The following is a 21,928-nucleotide window of genomic DNA, read 5'->3' as shown; positions in this document are numbered from 1 at the left end:
CTAAAGGCGGTCACCGACGGGCAGCCCCCTCTCGGGAGCAGTTTGTGATCGCGGATGCCGAGCACGCCCGCCGCGCGGTCGAGGCCGTGTGGCGCGCGGAATCTGCGCGCATCGTCGCCGCGCTCACGCGTCACACGGGTGACTTCGCGTGGGCCGAGGATCTCGCTCAGGAGGCACTGGTCGAAGCTCTGGGCTCCTGGCCGCGGTCGGGAATCCCTGACAACCCGGGTGCGTGGCTGCTGACGGTGGCCAAGCGGCGCGCCATCGACGGGTGGCGTCGTCGTCAGAGACTGGAGGAGCGGATGGCGGTTCTGGGGAACGACGTGCTCTCTGCCGACTCGAGGGACGACGTTCAGACGGCGGGTGATCCCGACCGCATCGATGACGACGTCCTGCGTCTCGTCTTCGTGGCGTGTCACCCGGTCCTCGCCCCCGCCGCACGGCTGGCACTGACGCTGCGGACGGTGGCAGGCCTGACGACCGAGCAGATCGCCCGGGTCATGCTCCTCACGGTGCCGACGGTGCAGCAGCGCATCGTACGGGCGAAGCGCGCCTTGGCTGATGCCGGCGTCCCGTTCGAGATCCCCGGCCGTGCGGAGCGCCCGCAGCGACTCGCGAGCGTCCTGCAGGTCGTCTATCTGCTCTTCACGGAAGGGTACGCCCCGGCGGACGGCGCACTGCCCGTGCGACCCGACGTCGCTCGCGAAGCCGTGAGGCTCGCGCGCCAGCTGGGTGCGCTCGCGCCGAACGAGCCCGAGGTGTTGGCGCTGACGGCGCTCATGGAGTTCCAGTCGTCGCGGTTCGCTGCGCGGACCGATCCAGAGGGCCTGCCGGTGACCCTCCCGGAGCAGGATCGTTCGCGCTGGGACCGCTCGGCGATCGAGCGAGGTCGGACGGCACTTGCCAAGGCGCAATCATTCGATCGCGGGCTGGGATACTACGGGCTGCAGGCCGCGGTGGCCGAGTGTCATGCCGTTGCACCGACGGCAGATGACACGGATTGGCCGCGGATCGTCGCCCTGTACGACGCACTCCTCAGCTTGGCTCCGTCATCGGTGATCCAGCTGAACCGGGCTGTCGCGGTGTCGATGGTCGAGGGTCCGGCGCGCGCCCTGAGCATCGTGGACGACCTGGAATCCGAGCTGACAGGGTTCCGGCCTTTTCACGGCGTGCGCGGTGAGCTTCTGGAGCGCGTCGGACAGCCGGATGCCGCCATTGTGGCATTCCTCCGGGCCGCGGACCTTCCGGGTAACACGGCCGAGGCCGAGGTTCTGCGAAGGCGAGCCGTCACCCTCGGATGGGCGCGTCCGGCCCTCGATCAGGCCGAGCCGTAGCCGGTTTCGCCGAGCTCTTCGAGGATGCGATTGAGATCCTGAATGCTTGCGAAATCGATGTTGACCTGGCCTTTTCTCGCTGTCAAGGAGATGCGCACACGTGTGTTGAGCCGATCGCCGAGGCGCTCTGCGACCTCGTCGAGGTGCGCTCGGCGGGAACCGGCCTGGGGCTTCACCGCGGGTGCGCGACCGGCATCCGGAGCCTTGGCGGCCGCTTCCGCCGCACGGACCGAGAGGTCCTCGTTGACGATCTTGTCGGCGAGACGCTGCATGGATTCGGGGTTGTCGAGCGACAGGATCGCTCGCGCGTGTCCCGCCGACAGGACTCCCGCGGCCACCCTCTGCTGCACCGGGACGGGCAGCTTCAGCAGGCGGATGGTGTTGCTGATCTGAGGACGGGAGCGGCCGATCCTTGTCGCGAGCTCCTCCTGTGTGATGCCGAAGTCTTCCAGAAGCTGCTGATACGCCGATGCCTCTTCGAGGGGGTTCAGCTCGCTTCGGTGGAGGTTCTCGAGCAGGGCATCGCGGAGGAGGTGCTCATCCGCGGTATCGCGAACGACGGCCGGGATCKATTCGAGACCTGCCTCGCGCGCTGCGCGCGTCCTGCGCTCCCCCATGATGAGCTCGTACGTGCCGTCGCCGGCGTCGCGCACCACGACAGGTTGCAGGACCCCGAACTCCTTGACGCTGTGCACGAGCTCAGCGAGGTCATCCGCGTCGAAGTGGGTCCGTGGCTGCCGTGGGTTCGGAACGATCGAGTTCGGGTCGACGTGGATCAGGCGGGCGCCTGGCACCTCGACGAGGTCTGGGCTCGACGGCTCTTCCTCGCGCTCGATGACGGCAGTGGCAGTCGCGGGCGCAGAGGAGCGAGGAAAGAGCACGTCGACCGGCCGTGCATCCGACGTCTCGCTCGTGGGGATGAGAGCCCCGATCCCTCGGCCCAGTCCTGTTCGCTTGGCCATCAGGCTTCCTCTCGGTTGTGGACGACGTCGTCTCGTCGAATGAGTTCCACGGCGGCCTCGCGATAGGCGATGGCGCCGGCCGACTGGCCGTCGTACGCGATGACCGTCTGCCCGAAGCTCGGCGCCTCGGAGACGCGCACTGATCGCGGGATGACGGTGTGGAGCACTTCCTTCGCGAAGTGCGTGCGCACCTCCTCGGCGACCTGCTGCGCGAGACGGGTACGCCCGTCGTACATCGTCAGGACGATCGTCGACAGGAACAGCCGAGGGTTCAGGTGCCTCTGGATCATCCTGACGGTTCCGAGGAGCTGACTGAGCCCCTCGAGTGCGTAGTACTCGCACTGGATCGGGATGAGCAGCTCTTGCGCGGCGGCGAACGCGTTGATGGTGAGCAGTCCCAGCGACGGCGGGCAGTCGATGATCACGAAGTCGAGGCGCTCTTCGAGATTCGCCAGATAGTCGTCGAGCGCCGTGCGAAGCCGGTGCTCACGCGCGACCTGCGACACGAGTTCGATTTCGGCGCCAGCCAGGTGAATTGTGCTCGGCGCACACAGCAGATTGGGAGACTCGGGGCTTGTCTGAATGATGTCCGCGAGTGGAGTTTCGTCGATCAGAACGTCGTAGACCGAGGGAACGTCAGAGGTGTGCGGCACGCCGAGTGCCGTCGAGGCGTTTCCCTGGGGATCCAAGTCGATCACGAGCACGCGAGCACCGACCGAGGCCAGCGCGGCCGCCATATTGACGGCTGTCGTGGTCTTTCCCACGCCGCCCTTCTGGTTCGAGACCGTGAGGACGCGAGTCTTTCCTGACAGTGCGATGTCGGTGTGCTCGAGCGCTCTCCTGCGAGCGGTGAGGTCTGCGAGTTCGCGCGCGAGAGGGGTGTCTTCGAACGAAGAGGATGCCGCGGCCTCCGCGTTCTCGGGTTGTTTCACGTGAAACACTCCACCTTTCGGATGCCGTCCAGAACTCCTGTCAACTCTATCCCGCGCCTCCCCMACCCCCTTCTCCCGCGCCCGTCTCACGTCGATCTTMCCGGGCTCGCTCCCCACGACGTGATCTCGATACGCGGGCTTCCCGGTGGTTGAGTAGCCGCCCGCGGCGTATCGAAACCAGCGGGCTCATGACCGGGCTCGTCCTCCAGCGCCTGATCTCGATACGCGGGCTTCGCTCGCTACTCGATCACCGGGATGGCGGCGTCCCGCTGGTTGAGTAGCCGCCCGCGGCGTAGCGAAACCACCCAGAAGCCCATCCGGCGCAATCCCCGGGCGCCTGATCCCGATCCGCGGGCTTCGCTCGCTACTCCATCACCGGGATGCCGGCGTCCCGCTGGTTGAGTAGCCGCTCGCGGCGTATCGAAACCAGCCAGCAGCTATTCCGGCGCATCCCCGAGCGCGTGATCTCGATACGCGGGCTCCGCTCGCTACTCGATCACCGGCAACCGGTGGTTGAGTAGCCGCCCGCGGCGTATCGAAACCAGGGTCCTGTCCGGCGCGTTCTCCGGCGCCTGATCTCGGGTTCGCGTGCTTCGCTCGCCACTCGATCACCGGAATGCGGGCGTCCCGGTGGTTGAGTAGCCGCCCACGGCGTATCGACACCAGCGTCCAGCCCGGCGTGTCCTCCGGCGCCTGATCTCGATGCGCGGGCTTCGCTCGCTACTCGATCACCGGGATGGCGGTGTCCCGCTGGTTGAGTAGCCGCCCGCGGCGTATCGAAACCAGCGTCCAGCCCGGCGTGTCCCCGGGCGCCTGATCTCGATACGCGGGCTCCGCTCGCCACTCGATCATCGGAATGCGGGCGTCCCGGTGGTTGAGTAGCCGCCCGCGGCGTATCGAAACCAGCGTCCCGTCCGGCGTTCTCCGGCGCCTGATCTCGATACGCGGGCTCCGCTCGCTACTCGATCATCGGAATGCGGGCGTCCCGGTGGTTGAGTAGCCGCCCGCGGCGTATCGAAACCAATACGTCGAGAGATGTTTCACGTGAAACGGTGCCACTATTCCTTGCGAGGCGGCTTTCGGCTCAGCGGAGGCAGCTTCTCTGGTGTGTACTTCACCAGCGCCAACCGCTTGGCGCGGCTCCATCCTTGGACCTGCTTCTCACGCGCGAATGCTGCATCTATCCGGTCATACTTCTCGAAGTACAGCAGGCGGACCGGTAATCGGTGCCTCGTGTACGCAGAACCGAGGCCCTCGTTGTGCGCCCAGAGCCTTCGATCGAGATTCCGGGTGCTGCCGACGTAGAGGGATCGGTCGCTGCACTCAAGGATGTACATGTAGGCCATCAGTCCAAGGTGTCTTCGGGTGATGACGACGGTGGGTATCTGCGACGTTTGTGTGAGCACTGAGTGCGCAGAGCTGACTGTGGGGGAGACAGTCGGGCCGGTACTGGGAGGACTGTTTCACGTGAAACGCGGAGGACCGCGGGTGATGTTTCACGTGAAACATGGGGATGACGTCGATACCGATATGCGGGCTTCGCTCGGTACTCGATCACCGGGAAACCGGCAGATTCGCACGAGTCACCCACGCAGGCGCGCGATCCGCTGGTTGAGTAGCCGCCTGCGGCGTATCGAAACCAGCAGACGACCTCAGCCCACCTGCTCCCGATGTACAGCCATCACGGCGGCGTGATCTCGATACGCGGGCTTCGCTCGCTACTCGATCACCGGGAAACCCGCCGCTTCGCACCAATCACCCACGCGGCCGCGCAATCCCGCTGGTTGAGTAGCCGCCTGCGACGTATCGAAACCAGCAGACGACTCAGCCACCTGCTCGTCATGTACAGCCATCACTGCGGCGTGATCTCGATACGCGGGCTTCGCTCGCTACTCGATCATCCGGAAACCGGCGGATTCGCACCAATCACCCACACAGGCTCGCGATCCGCTGGGTGAGTAGCCGCCCGCGGCGTATCGAAACCAGCAGACGACTCAGCCACCTGCTCGCGATGTACAGCCATCACTGCGGCGTGATCTCGATACGCGGGCTACGCTCGCTACTCGATCACCGGGACACCGGCTGATCGCACCAATCACCATCGCAGCCGCGCGATCCCGCTGGTTGAGTTGCCGCCCGCGGCGTATCGAAACCAGCAGAGGACTCAGCCGACGTGCTCGGGATATCTAGCAAGAGCGGCGGCGGGATCTCGATACGCGGGCTTCGCTCGCTACTCGATCCCCGGGACTGCGCCGGCTTCGCTCGCTACTCGATCACCGGGGGACAGGGCCGGCTTCGTCGCTACTCGATCACCGGGACAGCGTCGGCATTGCTCCCGACCCGACCCACAGGACCACGGCGGCTGCGCTCGCCACTCGCTCGGCGTGTTCAGTGGGGTCAGCGGCGGATCGTCGCTCGCACGACGCGGGTGGGCTCGGAGAGCAACTCTGCGCCCAGAACCTCTACGCGAACATCTGTCACGCCGAACTTGCGCAGGGGCTTGGTGGCGGCGTCGACCTCGGTCKCCGCGCTGGCGCCCTTCATCAGAATCAGCTCGCCGCCGTCACGCACCAGAGGCGCGGTGATCGGCACGAGGGTCCGGAGAGCGCTGACGGCGCGGGCGGTGACCGCATCCAGCACCGGTCCGCGCTTCCAGTCCTCGGCTCGAGCGCGCAGCACCTCGACGTTGTCCAGTCCAAGCTCTGCCACCTGCTCAGACAGCCAGGCGACGCGGCGTTCCATCGGCTCGATGAGGATCCATTCGACGTCCGGGCGAGCGATCGCGAGCACCAGGCCCGGGAGACCGGCGCCAGATCCGATGTCACCCACACGACCGGTGAACAGCGGCGCGATGACGGCGCTGTTCAGCACATGGCGTGTCCACAGGCGGGGCGGTTCGAGCGGCCCGATCAGCCCTCGCTCTTCACCCTGCTCGGCAAGCGCCTGGGTGAACTGACGGGCCAACTCGATCCGGTCCCTGAAGATCTCCGCTGCGGCAGCCGGCTCGACCTCAACCTCACTCATGACTGTTTCACGTGAAACATCAGTGGCGGCGAATGACCGTGTGGCGGTCCGCGCCCTCACCGTACGACTCAGAGACGAAGCCGCGGTCGGCCACGATGTCGTGAACGAGCTTGCGCTCGTAGCTCGACATCGACGGCAGTGAGGCCTGCGTCGCGCCTTCTTCCAGGCGCGCAATTGCCCGGTCCACCAGGGTCGCGAGCTGCTGCTCGCGGGTGTCGCGTGATCCGCCGATGTCGAGGATCAACCGTGAAAAGCGTCCGGTCCGGCTCTGTACCGCGATGCGCGTCAGCTCCTGGAGAGCCTGCACGGTATCCGGTGCAGACAACAGCGTGAGAGCGCTCTCATCCTCTGCCTCGATGGAGACATATGCGCGCCCCGAGCGCACATCGAGAGCGAGATCGCCATCGATGTCGGCGATGTCGAGCAGTGCTTCGATGTAGTCAGCCGCGACGTCGCCTTCCTGCTCGAGCTGCTCCACAGTGGCGGGCTCCCGCTGGGGGGCGAGAGCTTCCGCGGAGTCGATGGGATCGGTGGTGGTCATGGCGTCCTCGGTAGTCACTTCAGGCATCTCGTTCACGGACATGGGCGCGACGACGCTCACGCATCCGTCGGCTTGGGCTCGCCGGCATCCGTCGCCCCACTCTGTCCGGGTTTCGTCGAACCGGGGTTCGGCGAGCCRCCCTTCTGCGGGGTCTGCTTCTTCGCACGCTGCTTGTTGACCGGCTGCTGGCGCTTCGGGGCGGCGGCGCGGGCCCGCTCGGCCTCTTCGAGAAGGCGCTGCTGCTCGGCCTGGTACTTCTCCATCGAGACGACCTTGCCGGAGGAGTCGATTGCCTTGCCCTTGCGAGCGAGTCGCTCTTCGCGCTCCTTCGCCGCCTCAGACCCGGGGGTCGGCATCTCGCGGATGACGAGGAACTGCTGCGCCATGGTCCACAGGTTCGACACGAACCAGTAGATGACCACGCCGAGCGGGAAGAAGATGCCGGAGAAGACGAAGCCCAGCGGCAGGACGTAGAGCATCACCTTCTGCATCTGGTAGGCCTGGCCGGTCTTGGCTTCGGGGGAGAGGTTCTTCGAGATGATCTGCAGCTGAGWGAAGAACTGCGACGCGATCATGAGGACCACCAGGGTCACCAGGATGATGATCGCCGTGGTGTTCTGGGCGTTGATCGCGTCGATCAGGGTCTCGTGCAGCGACGCCACGCCGAAGAGCTTGGCGTTGTAGAACTCGAGGGTCAGTTCCGGGGTGAGCGGTCCGACGCCACCGAGACCGCTCTCGGCGTGCAGCTTGATCGAGCTCAGCACCGAATAGAGCGAGAAGAAGACCGGCATCTGCACCAGGAGCGGCAGACAGCTCGAGACAGGGGTGGTGCCGTGCTTCTTGTAGAGCGCCATCGTCTCGCGACTCATGGCCTCACGCGAGAGCTGATCCTTCTTGCCCTTGTACTTCTCTTGAACTTTCCGCAGTTCAGGGGCGATTTCCATCATCTTGCGCTGACTCTTGATCTGCCTCACGAAGAGGGGGATCAGAGCCGCACGCACGACGACGACCAGTCCGACGATGGCCAGCACCCAGGTGATGCCGTCCGCGGCCGGGAGGCCCATGAACGTGAAGAGCGCGTGCCATGCTACGAGGACCAGTTCGACCAGCCACTTCAGCGGCCAGAGGATGATTCCGAGCAGGTCGAATCCACCGGCAGCCGCGGCTGGCGCCGGGGTGCTGGTGGCAAGCAGAAGCAGATCCGTCACGGATCAGTCCTTTCTCAGGGGCACGACATAACCGTGCGGGGTCAAGTCGTAGCGGAACCGCCGGTGCGGCGGGACGTCATCGACGCCGCCTTCAGCCCAGGGATGACAACGGGCGAGGCGAGCTGTGGTCAGACCAACGCCTTTGACGATGCCGTGCTGCTGCAGCGCTCCGACGGCGTACGCGGAGCACGACGGGAAGTACTTGCAGACGTCGCCATAGGTGTGCGAGATCGTCGCACGGTAGCCGTGCAGAAGCGCGAGCGCGAGGTTGCGAGGGACGAGCGGAACAGCGCGCAGAGCGTCGGATGCCTCAAGCCGGCCGTCGCCGAGCGCGTAGCCGGGCAGCACGCTCATGCCGCGGCCTTTCGCGCGAGACAGCGTTGGACTTCGGCTCGAAGTTCGGAGAAGTCTGCGTTCGCCGACGAGGGCAGGGCGCGGATCACGACATCCGATCCCTGAGTCACGTCCTCCAGGGCACCGAAGCATACGGCCTTCAGACGGCGTCGCACGGTGTTGCGCACGACAGCAGATCCGACTTGCTTGCTCACGATGAAGCCGAACCGCGGCGGACGTGCCTCGCCCGACGTCACGACGTACGTGAGGGTGTGCGCGGCCGCGCAGCGACGACCCCGACGGACGACGGCCTTGTATTCCGCTCCGCGGGTGAGTCGGTTCGGCCTTGCGAGCACCGCCCGATGTCAGGCTGAGAGCTCGGTGCGGCCCTTGCCGCGACGCGCCGAAAGGATGGCGCGGCCGGCACGCGTGTGCATGCGGGCACGGAAGCCGTGCTTCTTGGCACGACGGCGGTTATTGGGCTGGAAGGTGCGCTTGCTCATGGGATCTCTTCCGGATCGGATGTCACCGGGACGCTCAGACCGGAGACGTGCTTGCTTGCAGGAAACTGCCGCGAGGGCATAAGTCAACCGATTAAGGCTACGTCGTGTGGGCCGAGAACTCAAACCGAGCCCTCCGAGCCGGCATTATGCACAGATCGAACCGGGGCCCTGGCACCGACACGCGCCCGGATCTACAGTGGAGTTTGCTCGCGAGACGCCCGCTGACTAGCGTGGCTCCGGCAGTTATCCACAGGCACAGGGTGTCGCGTCCCCTGATTCTGAGGCGCAGTTCTTTCCGGGGGGACCATGTCGCAGCTCGAGATTCCAGATGTTCCTGTCTGGGGGGCGGTGCTCGGCGAACTCACGGTGGATGACCGAGTGACGCCGCAGCTTCACGGCTTCCTCAACCTCGCAGTTCCCCAGGGCGTGATGAGCGGAACGCTGTATCTCGACGTCCCCAACGACCTCACCGCTGCGCAGATCAACAAGCGGATGCGGGCACCCATCCTCGAGGCCCTGGCGCGCGTGCCGCAGTCCGAGCCCGTGGCCACCACCTTCCGCGTCGTCGTGAACCCCGATCTCGCCGACCAGCATCTGACAGCGCCGATCCTCGTATCGACCTCCGGCTCGCCCGATCTCGATCTCCCCCCGGCCCCGGCCCAGATCCGGCAGCGCCTCGACGACCCCGTCGACACGGCATCGGCCCGCAGCGACTCGCGTCTGAACCCGAAGTACACGTTCGACAACTTCGTCATCGGGCAGTCCAACCGCTTCGCCCATGCGGCAGCCGTCGCCGTCGCCGAAGCCCCGGCCAAGGCGTACAACCCGCTCTTCATCTACGGCGACTCCGGGCTCGGCAAGACGCACCTGCTGCACGCGATCGGCGACTATGCCATGAGCCTGTACAGCGGCATCCGGGTGCGGTACGTCTCGAGCGAAGAGTTCACGAACGACTTCATCAACTCCATCGCCAACAACCGCGGCTCGGCTTTCCAGGCGCGATACCGCGATGTCGACATCCTGCTCATCGACGACATCCAGTTCCTGCAGGGTCGCGCCGAGACCCAGGAGGCGTTCTTCCACACCTTCAACACCCTCCACGATCACGACAAGCAGGTCGTGATCACGAGCGATGTGCCGCCCAAGCATCTGACCGGCTTCGAAGACCGCATGCGCAGCCGCTTCGAGTGGGGTCTCATCACCGACGTGCAGGCCCCAGACCTCGAGACCCGCATCGCGATCCTTCGCAAGAAGGCGCAGAGCGAGAGGCTCCACATCCCCGACGAGGTCCTCGAATACATCGCGACGGTGGTCTCATCCAACATCCGCGAGCTCGAGGGCGCCCTCATCCGCGTCTCGGCGTTCGCCAGCCTCAACCGCTCGACCCTCGACATGTCACTCGCACAGACCGTGCTGCGCGACATCATCGATCAGGACGACGCGAACGTCATCTCGCCGACGGACATCATCACCGCCACGGCTGCCTACTTCAAGCTGACGGTCGACGACCTCTACGGCTCCAGCCGGTCACAGGYGGTCGCCACCGCCCGCCAGATCGCGATGTACCTCTGCCGTGAGCGCACGAGCCTGTCCCTCCCCAAGATCGGGCAGCTCTTCGGCAACCGCGACCACACGACCGTGATGTACGCCTACAAGAAGATCAGCGACCTCATGAAGGAGCGTCGCTCGATCTACAACCAGGTGTCCGAGATCACGGCACAGCTCGGCCGCAACGGCCGCTGACGCCGCCGCATCTCTCGTTCGTCCCGTCCGGTCCACGCCTCTGTGGCCGGCGTGCCCGCGTACGACATGCACTCACACCCTCCCGTGCACCCCCGGCATCGCATTCCGGGATCGTGATGGGAATGCTGCCGCCGCGGGGCGTGCCTGCCCGCATCGGCATCTGCGGTCATATGCCGGCGAAAGTCCTTGACACCTCGCCCAGAACAGGGGCATTATCTGCGTTCTTCACAGTGTGGAAAACCTGTGGATAACTCGTCTTGATTGCCGAAACCTGTKGGCGATCGCCTCGAGCCTGTGGAGGAAGGGTCTGTTCTCCGAGGGAGTGGCACGAGCGACTCGGAGCGCATTCCTCAGGCGCTCCACATCTCACACGCGTGTAGTTCCGTTGACTCCCATGGGATCGCTCGAGTTATCCACAGATTCCACAGGGGTTAACAAGATGACAAGAAACTTTTGATTGATACACGTTCGATCACCTTGACGCCGCCGGGCCGGTGTCTTGGGGTCCGCCCCGAGYAGGGCACTAGCATGGGTAACCCAAGCCCCCAGGACGACAAGGGAGACCCCGTGAGGTTCCACGTCAATCGCGATGTCTTCAGCGAAGCCGTGTCGTTCGTCGTCAAWCTTCTCCCGCAGCGCAATCCCCAGCCGATCCTGGCCGGTGTGCTGATCGAAGCGAGCGAGGCTGGCCTTTCGCTGGCCGCCTTCGACTACGAAGCGTCCGCTCGCACGACGATCGAAGCCACCGTCGATGAGCCCGGCACGATCCTCGTCCACGGCCGTCTGCTCTCCGACATCGCGAGCCGTCTGCCCAACGCCCCGATCCAGATCGAGGTCGATGACGACGGGGGCATCGTCCTCACCTGCGGATCGGCGCGATTCACCCTCGCGTCGATGCCGGTGCAGGAGTACCCCGCGATTCCCGAGGTGAGCGGCGAATCCGGCCTCGTGCCCGCCGACGACTTCGCCACAGCCATCGCGCAGGTCGCGTTCGCGGCCTCCCGCGACGATGTGACGCCGGTGCTCACCGGGGTCCAGCTCGAGGTCTCGGGCACGCAGCTGAGCCTCGTCGCGACCGACCGCTACCGCGTCGCGCTTCGTGAGATCCCGTGGGACGGCGGCTCGACAGCATCCGAGGAGCCGACCACGGCCCTCGTCCCGGCGCGCACGCTGATCGAGGTCGGCAAGACCTTCGCGCACAGCGGCAACATCTCGATCGCCTTCTCCGGCTCGGGCGACCGCGAGATCATCGCGTTCACCGCCGGCAACAAGACCGTGACCTCGCTGCTGATCAAGGGCAATTTCCCGCCGGTGCGGCGCCTTTTCCCGGAGCAGACCGAGCACCACTCGGTGGTGAACACCGCCGACCTGCAGGAAGCGGTGCGGCGCGTTTCGCTCGTGCTCGACCGCTCAGCCCCGTTGAGGTTCACCTTCACGGACGAGGGCGTGTCGATGGATGCGTCGGGCACCGAGCAGGCGCGGGCTTCCGAGGCCGTCGATGCGACTCTCGCCGGTGACGACGTCACGCTCGGACTCAACCCGCAGTACCTCCTCGAGGCGCTCTCGGCCGTCCGCAGCGAGTTCGCACGGATCACCTTCACCTCGAGCGAGAACGCCAACAAGCTGAGCCCGGTGCTCATCACGCCTCAGACGTCGGTCGACAAGGGCGGTGCTGAGACGTTCAAGTACCTGCTGCAGCCCAACCTTCTCCTGCGCTGAGCCCCGATCCGCTCGCACGGCTGGCGCGAAAGGTATGCGTCGAGCGGGCAGGAGCCGGCACGTCAGGGGCCAGAACTAGGGTTGATCCGTGATCGTGGAGCAGCTGAGTCTCATCGACTTCCGCAACTATGCGGTCGCCGATGTCACGCTCCGTCCCGGTCCGAATGTGTTCATCGGCCGCAACGGCCAGGGCAAGACGAATCTGGCTGAGGCGATCGCGTTCTTCGCGACGCTCGGCTCGCATCGGGTGTCGAACGACGCTCCGATGGTGCGCGACGGCGCCGATGCGGCGATCGTCCGCGCGCGCCTGGCGCACGGAGAACGGAAAGTCCTCCTTGAAGCGCAGGTGAACCGGCAGGGTTCGAACAAAGCGCGGGTCAACGGCGCGCCGGTGAAGACCTCCGAGCTCCCGCGCTACGCGCAGGTCGTGCTCTTCGCTCCCGAAGACCTCCAGATCGTTCGCGGAGATCCGTCCTCGCGCCGGCGGTTCTCAGACCAGCTGCTCGTTCAGCGCTCGCCCCGCATGAGCGCTGTGCTCGGCGACTACGACCGGGTACTCAAGCAGCGGACGGCACTGTTGAAATCGGCGCGAGCACGTGGCATCAGGGGAGATGCGCTCTCTACGCTCGACGTGTGGGACGACAAGCTCGTCGCAATCGGCACCCAGGTGATCGACGCGCGGGTCGCCCTGGCAGACGAGCTCGCGACGCCGCTGGCTGCCGCCTATGCCGCGATCGCCGGCGCCGACCACCGGCCTGAGCTCGAGTGGGCGCTGTCGGTGCAGGGTGGCGATCCCGAAGACGGTGCCGCCCTGCGCGACCCGGCAGAACCAGGGCTCGCTCCCGGGGCGTCGACCTCGACCTCCGACATGTTCCGCGCGGCACTGGCCGAGCGCAGATCCGCCGAACTCGATCGGGGCCTGACCCTCGTCGGGCCGCACCGCGACGATCTCGTGCTTCGCGTCCGCGGGCTACCAGTGAAGGGGTACGCGTCGCACGGAGAATCCTGGTCGGTCGCACTGGCGCTGCGGCTGGCCTCGGCCGAGCTCCTGCGCGCCGAGTCGCGGCTGGGCGACCCCGTGCTGATCCTCGACGACGTCTTCGCCGAGCTCGACACCGATCGTCGCGCGCGCCTGGCCGACCTCGTGGCGGGCTACGAGCAGGTCGTCGTCACCGCCGCCGTCGAACAGGATGTGCCGCAGGGGCTTCGCGCTCGCGTGGTGCGGGTCGAGGCGGGGCAGATCACCGAGACGGCCGATGCCTGACGCCGTCGATCCGCGGGATGCGGCATCCGCTATCCGGTCGACGTTCGGCGGCGACCCTTCCGACCTGCCGGAGACGATCGCCACCTATCTGCGGCTGCGCGGGCTCGAGCCGTCCGCTCGCTCGTTCCGCAAGAAGCGCCGCCGCGCCGCCGACGACGAGAACGCACCTTTCACCGCCGGACGCGACCCACGCGGTCTCGGAGATGTCGTGGCGGCGCTCACCCGCGACTCCGGCTGGAACGCCCAGCTCGCCCGGGAAGACGTGGTGCGCTCGTGGAACGAGGTCGCGGGCGCAGACACCGCCGGACACACCCGGCCGGTGGCCTTCGCGGACGGAACGCTCACCGTTCAGGCCGACTCCACAGCGTGGGCGAAGCAGCTGCAGCTCATGCGCTCGCACATCCTTTCCGAGATCGTCCGCAGGTTCCCGGATGCCGGGGTCGAAGGGATCCGATTCATCGGGCCGGACGTTCCCTCATGGAAATGGGGTCCCAGAGCCATTCCAGGGCGCGGTCCGCGCGATACCTACGGCTGAGTGAGGTCCGGGGTCGGCAGGCGGGATTTCAGCGCGGCACAGGGCCGCTCAGGCGCGCGAAGGGTCGGCTTCTTGGTAGAATGGAACCGATCCCCGACGACCGATCTGGAGCGCTCGAGAGCATATGACGTCTGTGAATGCCGATAACGTCGCCGGAGAACCCGCGATCACCCCGCCGCCCAAACCACTCAGCGACTATGGTGCAGACGCGATCCAGGTTCTCGAAGGACTCGAGGCGGTTCGCAAGCGTCCCGGCATGTACATCGGTTCGACCGGCCCACGCGGACTCCACCACCTCGTCTACGAGATCGTCGACAACTCCGTCGATGAGGCTCTGGCCGGCTTCTGCGACCTCATCGATGTGACGATCCTCGAAGACGGGGGCGTGCGCGTCATCGACAACGGCCGCGGCATCCCTGTCGACATGCACCGCACAGAGGGCAAGTCCACGGTGGAGGTCGTCCTCACCGTGCTGCACGCCGGCGGAAAGTTCGGCGGAGGTGGGTATGCCGTCTCCGGCGGCCTGCACGGCGTCGGCTCGTCGGTGGTGAACGCCCTGTCCTCACGACTCGAGGTCGCGGTGCGCCGCCAAGGCCATGTCTGGCGCCAGTCGTTCACGGGCGGAGGCGTGCCCCTCGCACCCCTCGCGCAGGAAGAGGAGAGCGACGAGACCGGTACGACTATCACGTTCTGGCCCGACGCCGGGATCTTCGAGACCGTCGACTTCGACTACGAGACTCTGCGTACGCGGTTCCAGCAGATGGCGTTCCTCAACAAGGGACTCCGCATCGATCTGACCGATCTGCGTCCGAACGAGGCCGTCGAGACCGAGGTCGAGGGCGCTGTCGTGCTGTCACAGCCGAGTGACTCATTCCTCTATGAGCGGGGACTCGTCGACTACGTCGAGTACCTCAACAAGACCCGTCACGCGGATGTCGTCAACGACCAGATCATCGAGGTCGAGTCCGAGGACACCGAGCGCCACATCGCGCTCGAGCTCGCGATGCAGTGGACGACGAGCTACACCGAGAACGTCTTCACGTACGCGAACACGATCAACACCCATGAAGGCGGCACTCACGAAGAGGGCTTTCGCGCAGCGCTGACGACCCTCGTCAACAAGTACGCGCGCGCACAGAGCCTTCTCAAGGAGAAGGACGAGAACCTGTCCGGCGACGACGTCCGAGAGGGACTCACCGCCGTGCTCTCGGTGAAGCTCTCCGAGCCGCAGTTCGAGGGCCAGACGAAGACCAAGCTCGGCAACACCGAGGCCAAGGCGTACGTGCAGAAGGTCGTCGGCGACAAGCTGGGTGACTGGTTCGAGCGCAACCCCGTTCAGGCGAAACTCGTCGTCCGCAAGGCGATCGATGCCGCGACTGCGCGCCTGGCCGCCCGCAAGGCTCGTGAGACGGCCCGCCGCAAGAGCGTCTTCGAGAGTGCGTCGATGCCCGACAAGCTCAAGGACTGCACGTCGAAGGACCCCTCGATCAGCGAGATCTTCCTCGTGGAGGGCGACTCGGCAGGCGGCTCCGCAGTGCAGGGTCGCGACCCGCACACTCAGGCGATCCTCGCCCTCCGCGGAAAGATCCTGAACGTCGAGCGCGCGCGGCTCGACCGGGCGCTCGGCAACAACGAGATCCAGGCGATGATCGCCGCTTTCGGCGCGGGGATCGGCGAGGACTTCACGGTCGAGAAAGCCCGCTATCACAAGATCGTCCTGATGGCGGATGCCRATGTCGACGGCCAGCACATCACGACGCTGCTGCTCACGATGCTCTTCCGGTACATGCGCGGTCTGATCGAAGCCGGCTACGTGTATCTCGCGATGCCCCCGCTCTATCGGCTCAAGTGGTCGAACTCGCCGCACGAGTACGTCTACTCGGACGTCGAGCGCGACGCGCTGCTCAACGACGGTCTCGCAAGCGGCAAGCGCATCCCGAAGGAGAACGGGATCCAGCGCTACAAGGGTCTCGGCGAGATGAACGACAAAGAGCTGTGGGAGACGACCATGGACCCCACGACCCGCACGCTGCGTCAGGTGACGATCGATGACGCCGTCGCCGCCGACACCATCTTCACGACGCTCATGGGCGAGGACGTCGAGTCCCGCCGCCAGTTCATCCAGAAGAACGCGAAGGATGTCCGGTTCCTCGACATCTAGTGTCCCTCCGCCTCGACACGCGGCCGCTGTGCGGTCGCTGAGCGGGCGCATGGACATGGACCGGCTCAACGGAAGAGAAACGCATGGCTGACGACAGCATCACGACCGAGGACTCCTCGCACAACCACGGGCACATCGAGCAGGTCGACCTGCAGGGCGAGATGCAGCGCAGCTATCTCGACTACGCGATGGCGGTCATCATCGGCCGCGCGCTCCCGGATGTGCGCGACGGGCTCAAGCCTGTGCACCGCCGCGTGATCTACGCCATGTACGACGGCGGTTACCGCCCCGACAAGTCCTTCTCCAAGTGCGCCCGCGTCGTCGGCGAGGTCATGGGCCAGTACCACCCGCACGGTGACACCGCCATCTATGACACCCTGGTCCGCCTGGTCCAGCCGTGGGCACTGCGCTACCCCCTGGCGCTCGGTCAGGGCAACTTCGGGTCCCCGGGCAACATGGGTGCCGCCGCCCCTCGCTACACCGAGACCAAGATGGCTCCGCTCGCGCTCGAGATGGTGCGCGACATCGAAGAGGAGACCGTCGACTTCACCGACAACTACGACGGGCAGACGCAGGAGCCGTCCGTCATGCCGGCGCGGTTCCCGAACCTGCTCGTCAACGGCTCCGTGGGCATCGCGGTCGGCATGGCCACCAACATCCCGCCGCACAATCTCCGCGAGGTGGCGCAGGGAGCGCTCTGGGCGCTCGAGCATCCTGAAGCGACGCGTGAAGAGCTGCTCGAGGCGCTCATGCAGCGCATCAAGGGACCGGACTTCCCGACGGGCGCGCAGATCCTGGGCACCCGGGGTGTCCAGGAGGCGTACCGCACCGGTCGCGGCTCGATCACCATGCGCGCGGTCGTCGAGATCGCCGAGATCCAGGGCCGCACGTGCCTCGTGATCACCGAGCTCCCGTACCAGGTGAACCCCGACAACCTGGCGCTCAAGATCGCCGATCTCGCGCGCGACGGCAAGATCTCCGGCATCGCCGACATCCGCGACGAGACATCGGGACGCACGGGTCAGCGTCTCGTCATCGTGCTCAAGCGGGATGCTGTCGCCAAGGTCGTGCTGAACAACCTGTACAAGCACACGCAGCTGCAGGAGAACTTCGGCGCCAACATGCTGGCGATCGTCGACGGCGTCCCCCGGACGCTCTCGCTCGACGGCTTCATCTCGCACTGGGTCGACCACCAGATCGACGTCATCGTGCGCCGCACCCAGTACCGGCTGCGCGAGGCCGAGAAGCGCATGCACATCCTGCGTGCGTACCTCAAGGCGCTCGATGCGCTCGATGAGGTCATCGCCCTGATCCGCCGGTCGCCCACCGTCGATGAAGCCCGATCGGGGCTGAAGTCGCTTCTCGAGATCGACGACATCCAGGCAGATGCCATCCTGTCGATGCAGCTCCGCCGGCTCGCCGCCCTCGAGCGCCAGAAGATCATCGACGAGGCCACCGAGCTCGAGGCGCAGATCGCCGACTACCGCGACATCCTCGCCAGCCCGGGCCGCCAGCGTCTCATCATCCGCGAGGAGCTCACCGCGATCGTCGACAAGTTCGGCGATGACCGACGCACCGACATCGTCTTCGGGTTCGACGGCGACATGACCGACGAGGACCTCATCCCCGAAGAGGAGATGGTGGTCACGGTCACGCGCGACGGCTACATCAAGCGCACCCGCAGCGACAACTACCGCTCGCAGCACCGCGGCGGCAAGGGCGTGAAGGGCGCGCAGCTGCGCGCCGACGACGTCGTCGAGCACTTCTTCGTCACCACGACCCACCACTGGCTCCTGTTCTTCAGCACCAAGGKCCGCGTCTACCGCGAGAAGGCCTACCGCGTGCCCGAGGCGGGACGCGATGCGAAGGGTCAGCACGTCGCGAACCTCCTGGCGCTCCAGCCCGGCGAGGAGATCGCGCAGATCCTCGACATCCGCGACTATCAGGTGGCCACGTATCTGGTGCTGGCCACTCGTGGCGGGCTCATCAAGAAGACCCGGCTCACGGAGTACGACACGAACCGCCAGGGCGGGGTGATCGCGATCCGTCTGCGCGAAGACGACGAGGTCGTCAGCGCACTCCTCGTCGACGAGGGCGATGACATCCTGCTCATCAGCAGGCACGGGATGTCGCTCCGGTTCACGGCCACCGATGAGGCCCTGCGCCCGATGGGGCGATCGACCGAAGGCGTCAAGGGCATGTCCTTCCGCGGCCACGACAGTCTGCTGTCGGCATCCCTCGCGGCCGACGACGGCTATGTCTTCGTGGTCACCGAAGGCGGGTATGCCAAGCGCACCGCCGTCGACCAGTACCGCAGCCAGAGCCGAGGCGGCCTCGGCATCAAGGTGGCCAAGCTGAACGACGACCGAGGGGTTCTCGCCGGCGGCCTGATCGCGTCCGAGGACGACGAGGTCTTGGTGGTTCTTGCCAGCGGCAAGGTGGTACGCTCTGCCGTGGCCGAGGTGCCTGCCAAGGGTCGCGACACCATGGGTGTCGTGTTCGCCCGCCMCGACGACGACGATCGCATCATTGCGATCGCGCGCAACGGGGAGCGCGGCTTGGCCGAGACAGAGGCCGAAGCAGACGTCGAGTCCGCTGCACCGGAGGCCTCTTCCGACATCCCMCAGGAGAGTACTGACGCATGAGCACCGTAGCCGACAAGCTCGCCAAGAAGTCGAGTCACAAGACCAGTGCCAAGCAGGTTCGCCTGCGGCTGGTGTACGTGGACTTCTGGTCGGCCCTGAAGCTGTCGTTCCTTGCCGCTGTGGCCATCGCGATCGTGACGGTCGTCGCGTTCTTCATGGTGTACATGGTCATCCAGGCGACCGGCCTCATCGGTCGCGTCGATGAGTTCTTCCAGAGCTTCTCCGACGGCGGGGTCACCCTCAGCCAGTTCGTCGGACTGCCGCAGGTCATGGCGGTCGCTGCGATCGTCGCGATCCTGAACCTCGTGGTGGTCACGGTCCTCGGCGCGGTCGTCGCGGGCATCTACAACCTCGCGGTCAAGATCACCGGTGGGCTGCTGGTGGGCTTCACCTCGAACTGAGGCTCATTCGACCGGATGCCCCGCCCAGCCTCGCGCCGGGCGGGGCATTCGCATCCCGGCCATGCGCCAGAAGGTCAGACGAGCGCGGACGTGCCGAGCAGCGATCCGATGAGCCAGGTGGCTGCGAGCGCCAGCGCGCCGCCGAGCACGAGCCGGAGTACCGCTCTCCCGACAGGGGCGTCGCCGAGCCGCGCTGAGATCGTCCCCGTCAGAGCGAGTGCCAGGAGCACCGCCGCGAATGTCACCGGGATGCGCCACTCCGGGGGCGGCAGGAGGATCGCGAGGAGCGGCAGGAGGGCACCGACCGTGAACGCGCTGGCCGACGAGATGGCCGCGTGCCACGGGTTGACGAGATCGTCCTGGTTGATGCCGAGCTCGACCTCGAGGTGGGCCGAGAGCGCGTCGTGAGCGGTGAGCTCCTTGGCGACTTGGCCTGCCGTGGCCTCGGACAGACCCCTGTCGCGGTAGAGCTGCGTGAGCTCCTCGAGCTCGGCTTCGGGCATCTCCTCCAGCTCGCGGCGCTCCTTGGCGATGAGCGCGCGCTCGGTATCGCGCTGACTGCTCACCGACACATACTCGCCGAGGGCCATCGACACCGCGCCGCCCACCAGTCCCGCGATGCCGGCGACAAGGAGGGCAGGCGTCGAGGTGGTCGCGCCGGCCACACCGACGACGAGTGACGCGATCGAGACGATCCCGTCGTTCGCACCGAGCACGCCCGCGCGCAGCCAATTGAGGCGCTGGCCCAGGTTGCCCGCATGAACTTCTCCGGCGTGGGGCGCTGCAGTCACGACCCCAGTCAAGCACCAGGGTCGCGGCTATCGGCCTCGATTCGAGAAATGGCCGCGCGTCAGGTAAAGTCTTGGAGGTTGACGGCGCGCAAGTGCCGGCACAGCGGGGCTATAGCTCAGGCGGTTAGAGCGCTTCACTGATAATGAAGAGGTCCCAGGTTCAAGTCCTGGTAGCCCCACAGAAACAAGCCCCGGGGCCTTAGCTCAGTTGGTAGAGCGCCTGCTTTGCAAGCAGGATGTCAGGAGTTCGAATCTCCTAGGCTCCACGATGTGCGAAGCGCCGTTCCTGCGGGGACGGCGCTTCCGCGTTGCACCCAGAGCACACCGCCCGGCCTATGGTGAAGCATGGACATGCGTGTGGCAGCCTATGCAGTCATCGTCGATGACGAGGAACGCGTCCTCCTCGCCCACTGGAACGAGGGACGTCGTGCAGCCTGGACGATGCCCGGCGGCGGCATCGAGGCCGGCGAAGAGCCCGAGCACGCGGCGCGGCGCGAAGTCCTGGAGGAGACGGGCTACCGGGTCGAGATCGAGGAGCTGCTCGGCATCCACTCCCGTGTGATCCCTGCCTCTCACCGCATCCCCGACGGCGCGGAAGGGCCGCTCCACACGCTCCGCATCGTGTACCGGGCCCGCGTGACCGGAGGTCACCTTCGCAACGAGGTGGGAGGGTCGACCGACCGGGCGGAATGGTTTCCTCTCCCCGCCGTCGACGCCCTTCAGCGCGTCAAGCTGGTCGACATCGCGCTGTCGATGGCAGGGCACCGCTAGGGCGGGGATGCCGCAGCCGGACGTCAGTCGATCGGCTGTGAGATGTCGGCGACCGTCGCTCCGTAGGCGGCGATGAGATCGTCGGCCTGTACGAAGAGGCTGTAGCCGTGCGCTCCGGCCCCCATCGCGATTCGCCGGCCGACGATCTGCTCGTCGGCGAAGATCGGCCACTCCGTCGAGCTGCCGAGCGGGACGATCGTCCCGCGCTCGTAGCCCGTGGCGGCGAGGGCGCGCTCAGGATCAGGGAGCTGGAGCTTGTTGACGCCGACCACGCCTCGCAGCTTCGGCCACGAGATGGCGCGATCGCCCGGCACCAGCGCGAAGAGATAGGTATCGTCGCTGCGCTTGACGACGAGGGTCTTGACGATGCCCGCCGGCGAGATGCCGAGGAGCTCGGCTGCTTCTCGCAGGCTCGCTGCTGCGGGACGCTCGCGGATCTCCACGTCCAGGCCGCGCGCTGCTGCGGCGGCCTGGACGCGTTCCGTCGGGTCTGTCACTCAGGCGTCGGGTGCGCGCAGCGGGTCGTCGGCAACCCACAGCTCGTCATCCGCACGCAGTGTCTGCCACGCGGCATACGCGACACCGAGAGCGGCTGCGACGCCGAAGATGATCGCGATGACGCCGCCCGCACCGATCCCGCGCTTGGGCGGCTCGATGACGGGGAGTGGGATCCGGCCATTCGAGAGCTTCGCACGGGTGTGAGCGGCGGCATCCCACACGGACATCGCGGAGCCGACAACGGCACCGGCGGCAGGGACGATCGTGTGATCCACGACGTTCCTCGAAGCCGTCACGCCCTTGTCGACCACGGGTGTGACGTAGCGGCCGTACGTGGCCTTGACCTGAGGAACGACCTGCTCGCGGTTGTAATAGCCGAGCTGGCGGCCGGCTTCACGCGCGACCGAGGTCGCGTCGCCGACGAGCACCTGCTGCGATTCCCACAGCTTGGTCGCCTGACTCTGGAGCTTGCGGAGTTCCTTCTTGCGCTTACGGCTGAGGCTCACGGGGCCCTCCCGGTCGTTGGGGGATGTGGTTCTCTCCATCTTGCCAGACAGCGCTCA

21 protein-coding genes and 2 tRNA genes are annotated in these 21,928 nt (G+C 66.3%); 11 read left to right on the top strand and 12 right to left on the bottom strand.

Annotation, left to right across the window (positions count from 1 at the left end; genetic code table 11):
- Nucleotides 1-44: 44 nt before the first annotated feature.
- Nucleotides 45-1,334 (top strand): RNA polymerase sigma factor, encoded by a 1,290-nt coding sequence (locus AC1DP3_RS11120; RefSeq protein WP_477293224.1) that lies wholly within the window; start codon nt 45-47, stop codon nt 1,332-1,334.
- Here AC1DP3_RS11120 and AC1DP3_RS11115 read toward each other — a convergent pair.
- The 9 genes from AC1DP3_RS11115 to rpmH all read right to left on the bottom strand — a co-directional run bounded on the left by AC1DP3_RS11115 (nt 1,319) and on the right by rpmH (nt 8,837).
- On the bottom strand, nt 1,319-2,296 hold the full coding sequence (locus AC1DP3_RS11115; RefSeq protein WP_477293223.1) for a ParB/RepB/Spo0J family partition protein: 978 nt from the start codon (nt 2,294-2,296) through the stop codon (nt 1,319-1,321). The two genes, AC1DP3_RS11120 and AC1DP3_RS11115, sit on opposite strands and share 16 nt — an antisense overlap.
- Entirely contained in the window at nt 2,296-3,228 is a 933-nt protein-coding gene (locus AC1DP3_RS11110; RefSeq protein ID WP_477293222.1) for a ParA family protein, read from the bottom strand. The genes AC1DP3_RS11115 and AC1DP3_RS11110 overlap by 1 nt, the downstream gene beginning before the upstream one ends.
- A gap of 1,058 nt (nt 3,229-4,286) precedes the next feature.
- Nucleotides 4,287-4,565 carry a GIY-YIG nuclease family protein gene (locus tag AC1DP3_RS11105; protein WP_477293284.1) on the bottom strand — a complete coding sequence of 93 codons (279 nt, stop codon included), beginning with the start codon at nt 4,563-4,565 and terminating at the stop codon, nt 4,287-4,289.
- 1,060 nt (nt 4,566-5,625) lie between these two features.
- Complete coding sequence (rsmG, locus tag AC1DP3_RS11100) at nt 5,626-6,252, bottom strand: 16S rRNA (guanine(527)-N(7))-methyltransferase RsmG (RefSeq protein ID WP_477293221.1); 627 nt, start codon at nt 6,250-6,252, stop codon at nt 5,626-5,628.
- A 19-nt stretch (nt 6,253-6,271) separates the two neighbouring features.
- Nucleotides 6,272-6,793 carry a Jag family protein gene (locus AC1DP3_RS11095; RefSeq protein WP_477293282.1) on the bottom strand — a complete coding sequence of 174 codons (522 nt, stop codon included), beginning with the start codon at nt 6,791-6,793 and terminating at the stop codon, nt 6,272-6,274.
- 56 nt (nt 6,794-6,849) lie between these two features.
- Nucleotides 6,850-7,992, bottom strand: coding sequence for a membrane protein insertase YidC (yidC, locus tag AC1DP3_RS11090; protein ID WP_477293280.1), 1,143 nt, complete (start codon nt 7,990-7,992; stop codon nt 6,850-6,852).
- A gap of 12 nt (nt 7,993-8,004) precedes the next feature.
- Nucleotides 8,005-8,355: a membrane protein insertion efficiency factor YidD gene (yidD, locus tag AC1DP3_RS11085; protein ID WP_477293220.1), complete on the bottom strand. Its 351-nt coding sequence runs from the start codon at nt 8,353-8,355 to the stop codon at nt 8,005-8,007.
- On the bottom strand, nt 8,352-8,690 hold the full coding sequence (gene rnpA / locus AC1DP3_RS11080) for a ribonuclease P protein component (protein WP_477293219.1): 339 nt from the start codon (nt 8,688-8,690) through the stop codon (nt 8,352-8,354). Before rnpA ends, yidD begins: the two co-directional genes overlap by 4 nt.
- A gap of 9 nt (nt 8,691-8,699) precedes the next feature.
- Nucleotides 8,700-8,837, bottom strand: coding sequence for a 50S ribosomal protein L34 (rpmH, locus tag AC1DP3_RS11075; RefSeq protein WP_055961817.1), 138 nt, complete (start codon nt 8,835-8,837; stop codon nt 8,700-8,702).
- Between the two features lie 306 nt (nt 8,838-9,143).
- Here rpmH and dnaA point away from each other — a divergent pair, with 306 nt between their 5' ends.
- The 7 genes from dnaA (at nt 9,144) to AC1DP3_RS11040 (ending at nt 19,305) form a co-directional block, all read left to right on the top strand.
- On the top strand, nt 9,144-10,580 hold the full coding sequence (gene dnaA, locus AC1DP3_RS11070) for a chromosomal replication initiator protein DnaA (RefSeq protein ID WP_477293218.1): 1,437 nt from the start codon (nt 9,144-9,146) through the stop codon (nt 10,578-10,580).
- Nucleotides 10,581-11,147: 567 nt separating this feature from the next.
- Nucleotides 11,148-12,299 (top strand): DNA polymerase III subunit beta, encoded by a 1,152-nt coding sequence (dnaN, locus tag AC1DP3_RS11065; protein WP_477293279.1) that lies wholly within the window; start codon nt 11,148-11,150, stop codon nt 12,297-12,299.
- Nucleotides 12,300-12,387: 88 nt separating this feature from the next.
- A complete protein-coding gene (gene recF / locus AC1DP3_RS11060) occupies nt 12,388-13,563 on the top strand; it encodes a DNA replication/repair protein RecF (RefSeq protein ID WP_477293217.1) in 1,176 nt (391 codons plus the stop codon).
- Nucleotides 13,556-14,098: a DciA family protein gene (locus tag AC1DP3_RS11055; protein ID WP_477293216.1), complete on the top strand. Its 543-nt coding sequence runs from the start codon at nt 13,556-13,558 to the stop codon at nt 14,096-14,098. The genes recF and AC1DP3_RS11055 overlap by 8 nt, the downstream gene beginning before the upstream one ends.
- A 124-nt stretch (nt 14,099-14,222) precedes the next feature.
- Nucleotides 14,223-16,259 carry a DNA topoisomerase (ATP-hydrolyzing) subunit B gene (gene gyrB, locus AC1DP3_RS11050; protein ID WP_477293215.1) on the top strand — a complete coding sequence of 679 codons (2,037 nt, stop codon included), beginning with the start codon at nt 14,223-14,225 and terminating at the stop codon, nt 16,257-16,259.
- Between the two features lie 83 nt (nt 16,260-16,342).
- A complete protein-coding gene (gene gyrA, locus AC1DP3_RS11045; RefSeq protein WP_477293214.1) occupies nt 16,343-18,904 on the top strand; it encodes a DNA gyrase subunit A in 2,562 nt (853 codons plus the stop codon).
- On the top strand, nt 18,901-19,305 hold the full coding sequence (locus tag AC1DP3_RS11040) for a DUF3566 domain-containing protein (RefSeq protein ID WP_477293213.1): 405 nt from the start codon (nt 18,901-18,903) through the stop codon (nt 19,303-19,305). The genes gyrA and AC1DP3_RS11040 overlap by 4 nt, the downstream gene beginning before the upstream one ends.
- A gap of 74 nt (nt 19,306-19,379) precedes the next feature.
- On the opposite strand, the gene AC1DP3_RS11035 is transcribed toward AC1DP3_RS11040, so the two are convergent.
- Nucleotides 19,380-20,108, bottom strand: coding sequence for a VIT1/CCC1 transporter family protein (locus tag AC1DP3_RS11035; protein WP_477293212.1), 729 nt, complete (start codon nt 20,106-20,108; stop codon nt 19,380-19,382).
- A gap of 93 nt (nt 20,109-20,201) precedes the next feature.
- Between AC1DP3_RS11035 and AC1DP3_RS11030 the strand changes: the two genes are divergently transcribed.
- From AC1DP3_RS11030 to AC1DP3_RS11020, 3 genes are all read left to right on the top strand, one after another.
- Nucleotides 20,202-20,275 (top strand) — tRNA-Ile (locus AC1DP3_RS11030).
- A gap of 14 nt (nt 20,276-20,289) precedes the next feature.
- Nucleotides 20,290-20,362 (top strand) — tRNA-Ala (locus AC1DP3_RS11025).
- Between the two features lie 79 nt (nt 20,363-20,441).
- Nucleotides 20,442-20,867 carry an NUDIX hydrolase gene (locus tag AC1DP3_RS11020; protein ID WP_477293211.1) on the top strand — a complete coding sequence of 142 codons (426 nt, stop codon included), beginning with the start codon at nt 20,442-20,444 and terminating at the stop codon, nt 20,865-20,867.
- Between the two features lie 23 nt (nt 20,868-20,890).
- On the opposite strand, the gene AC1DP3_RS11015 is transcribed toward AC1DP3_RS11020, so the two are convergent.
- Both AC1DP3_RS11015 and AC1DP3_RS11010 read right to left on the bottom strand, forming a co-directional pair.
- Nucleotides 20,891-21,364 (bottom strand): aminoacyl-tRNA deacylase, encoded by a 474-nt coding sequence (locus tag AC1DP3_RS11015; RefSeq protein ID WP_477293210.1) that lies wholly within the window; start codon nt 21,362-21,364, stop codon nt 20,891-20,893.
- Nucleotides 21,365-21,871 (bottom strand): DNA helicase, encoded by a 507-nt coding sequence (locus tag AC1DP3_RS11010; protein ID WP_477293209.1) that lies wholly within the window; start codon nt 21,869-21,871, stop codon nt 21,365-21,367.
- Nucleotides 21,872-21,928 lie beyond the last annotated feature (57 nt).

The organism is Microbacterium sp. P5_B6 (assembly GCF_056400345.1).
This window is presented reverse-complemented; position numbering and strand designations above follow the sequence as displayed.

Coding starts and splice junctions, on each gene's coding strand:
- AC1DP3_RS11105 (WP_477293284.1), bottom strand. CDS start 4,565: ATGTACATCCTTGAGTGCAGCGACCGATCCCTCTACGTCGGCAGCACC.
- AC1DP3_RS11095 (WP_477293282.1), bottom strand. CDS start 6,793: ATGACCACCACCGATCCCATCGACTCCGCGGAAGCTCTCGCCCCCCAG.
- yidD (WP_477293220.1), bottom strand. CDS start 8,355: ATGAGCGTGCTGCCCGGCTACGCGCTCGGCGACGGCCGGCTTGAGGCA.
- rpmH (WP_055961817.1), bottom strand. CDS start 8,837: ATGAGCAAGCGCACCTTCCAGCCCAATAACCGCCGTCGTGCCAAGAAG.
- AC1DP3_RS11055 (WP_477293216.1), top strand. CDS start 13,556: ATGCCTGACGCCGTCGATCCGCGGGATGCGGCATCCGCTATCCGGTCG.
- AC1DP3_RS11040 (WP_477293213.1), top strand. CDS start 18,901: ATGAGCACCGTAGCCGACAAGCTCGCCAAGAAGTCGAGTCACAAGACC.
- AC1DP3_RS11020 (WP_477293211.1), top strand. CDS start 20,442: ATGGACATGCGTGTGGCAGCCTATGCAGTCATCGTCGATGACGAGGAA.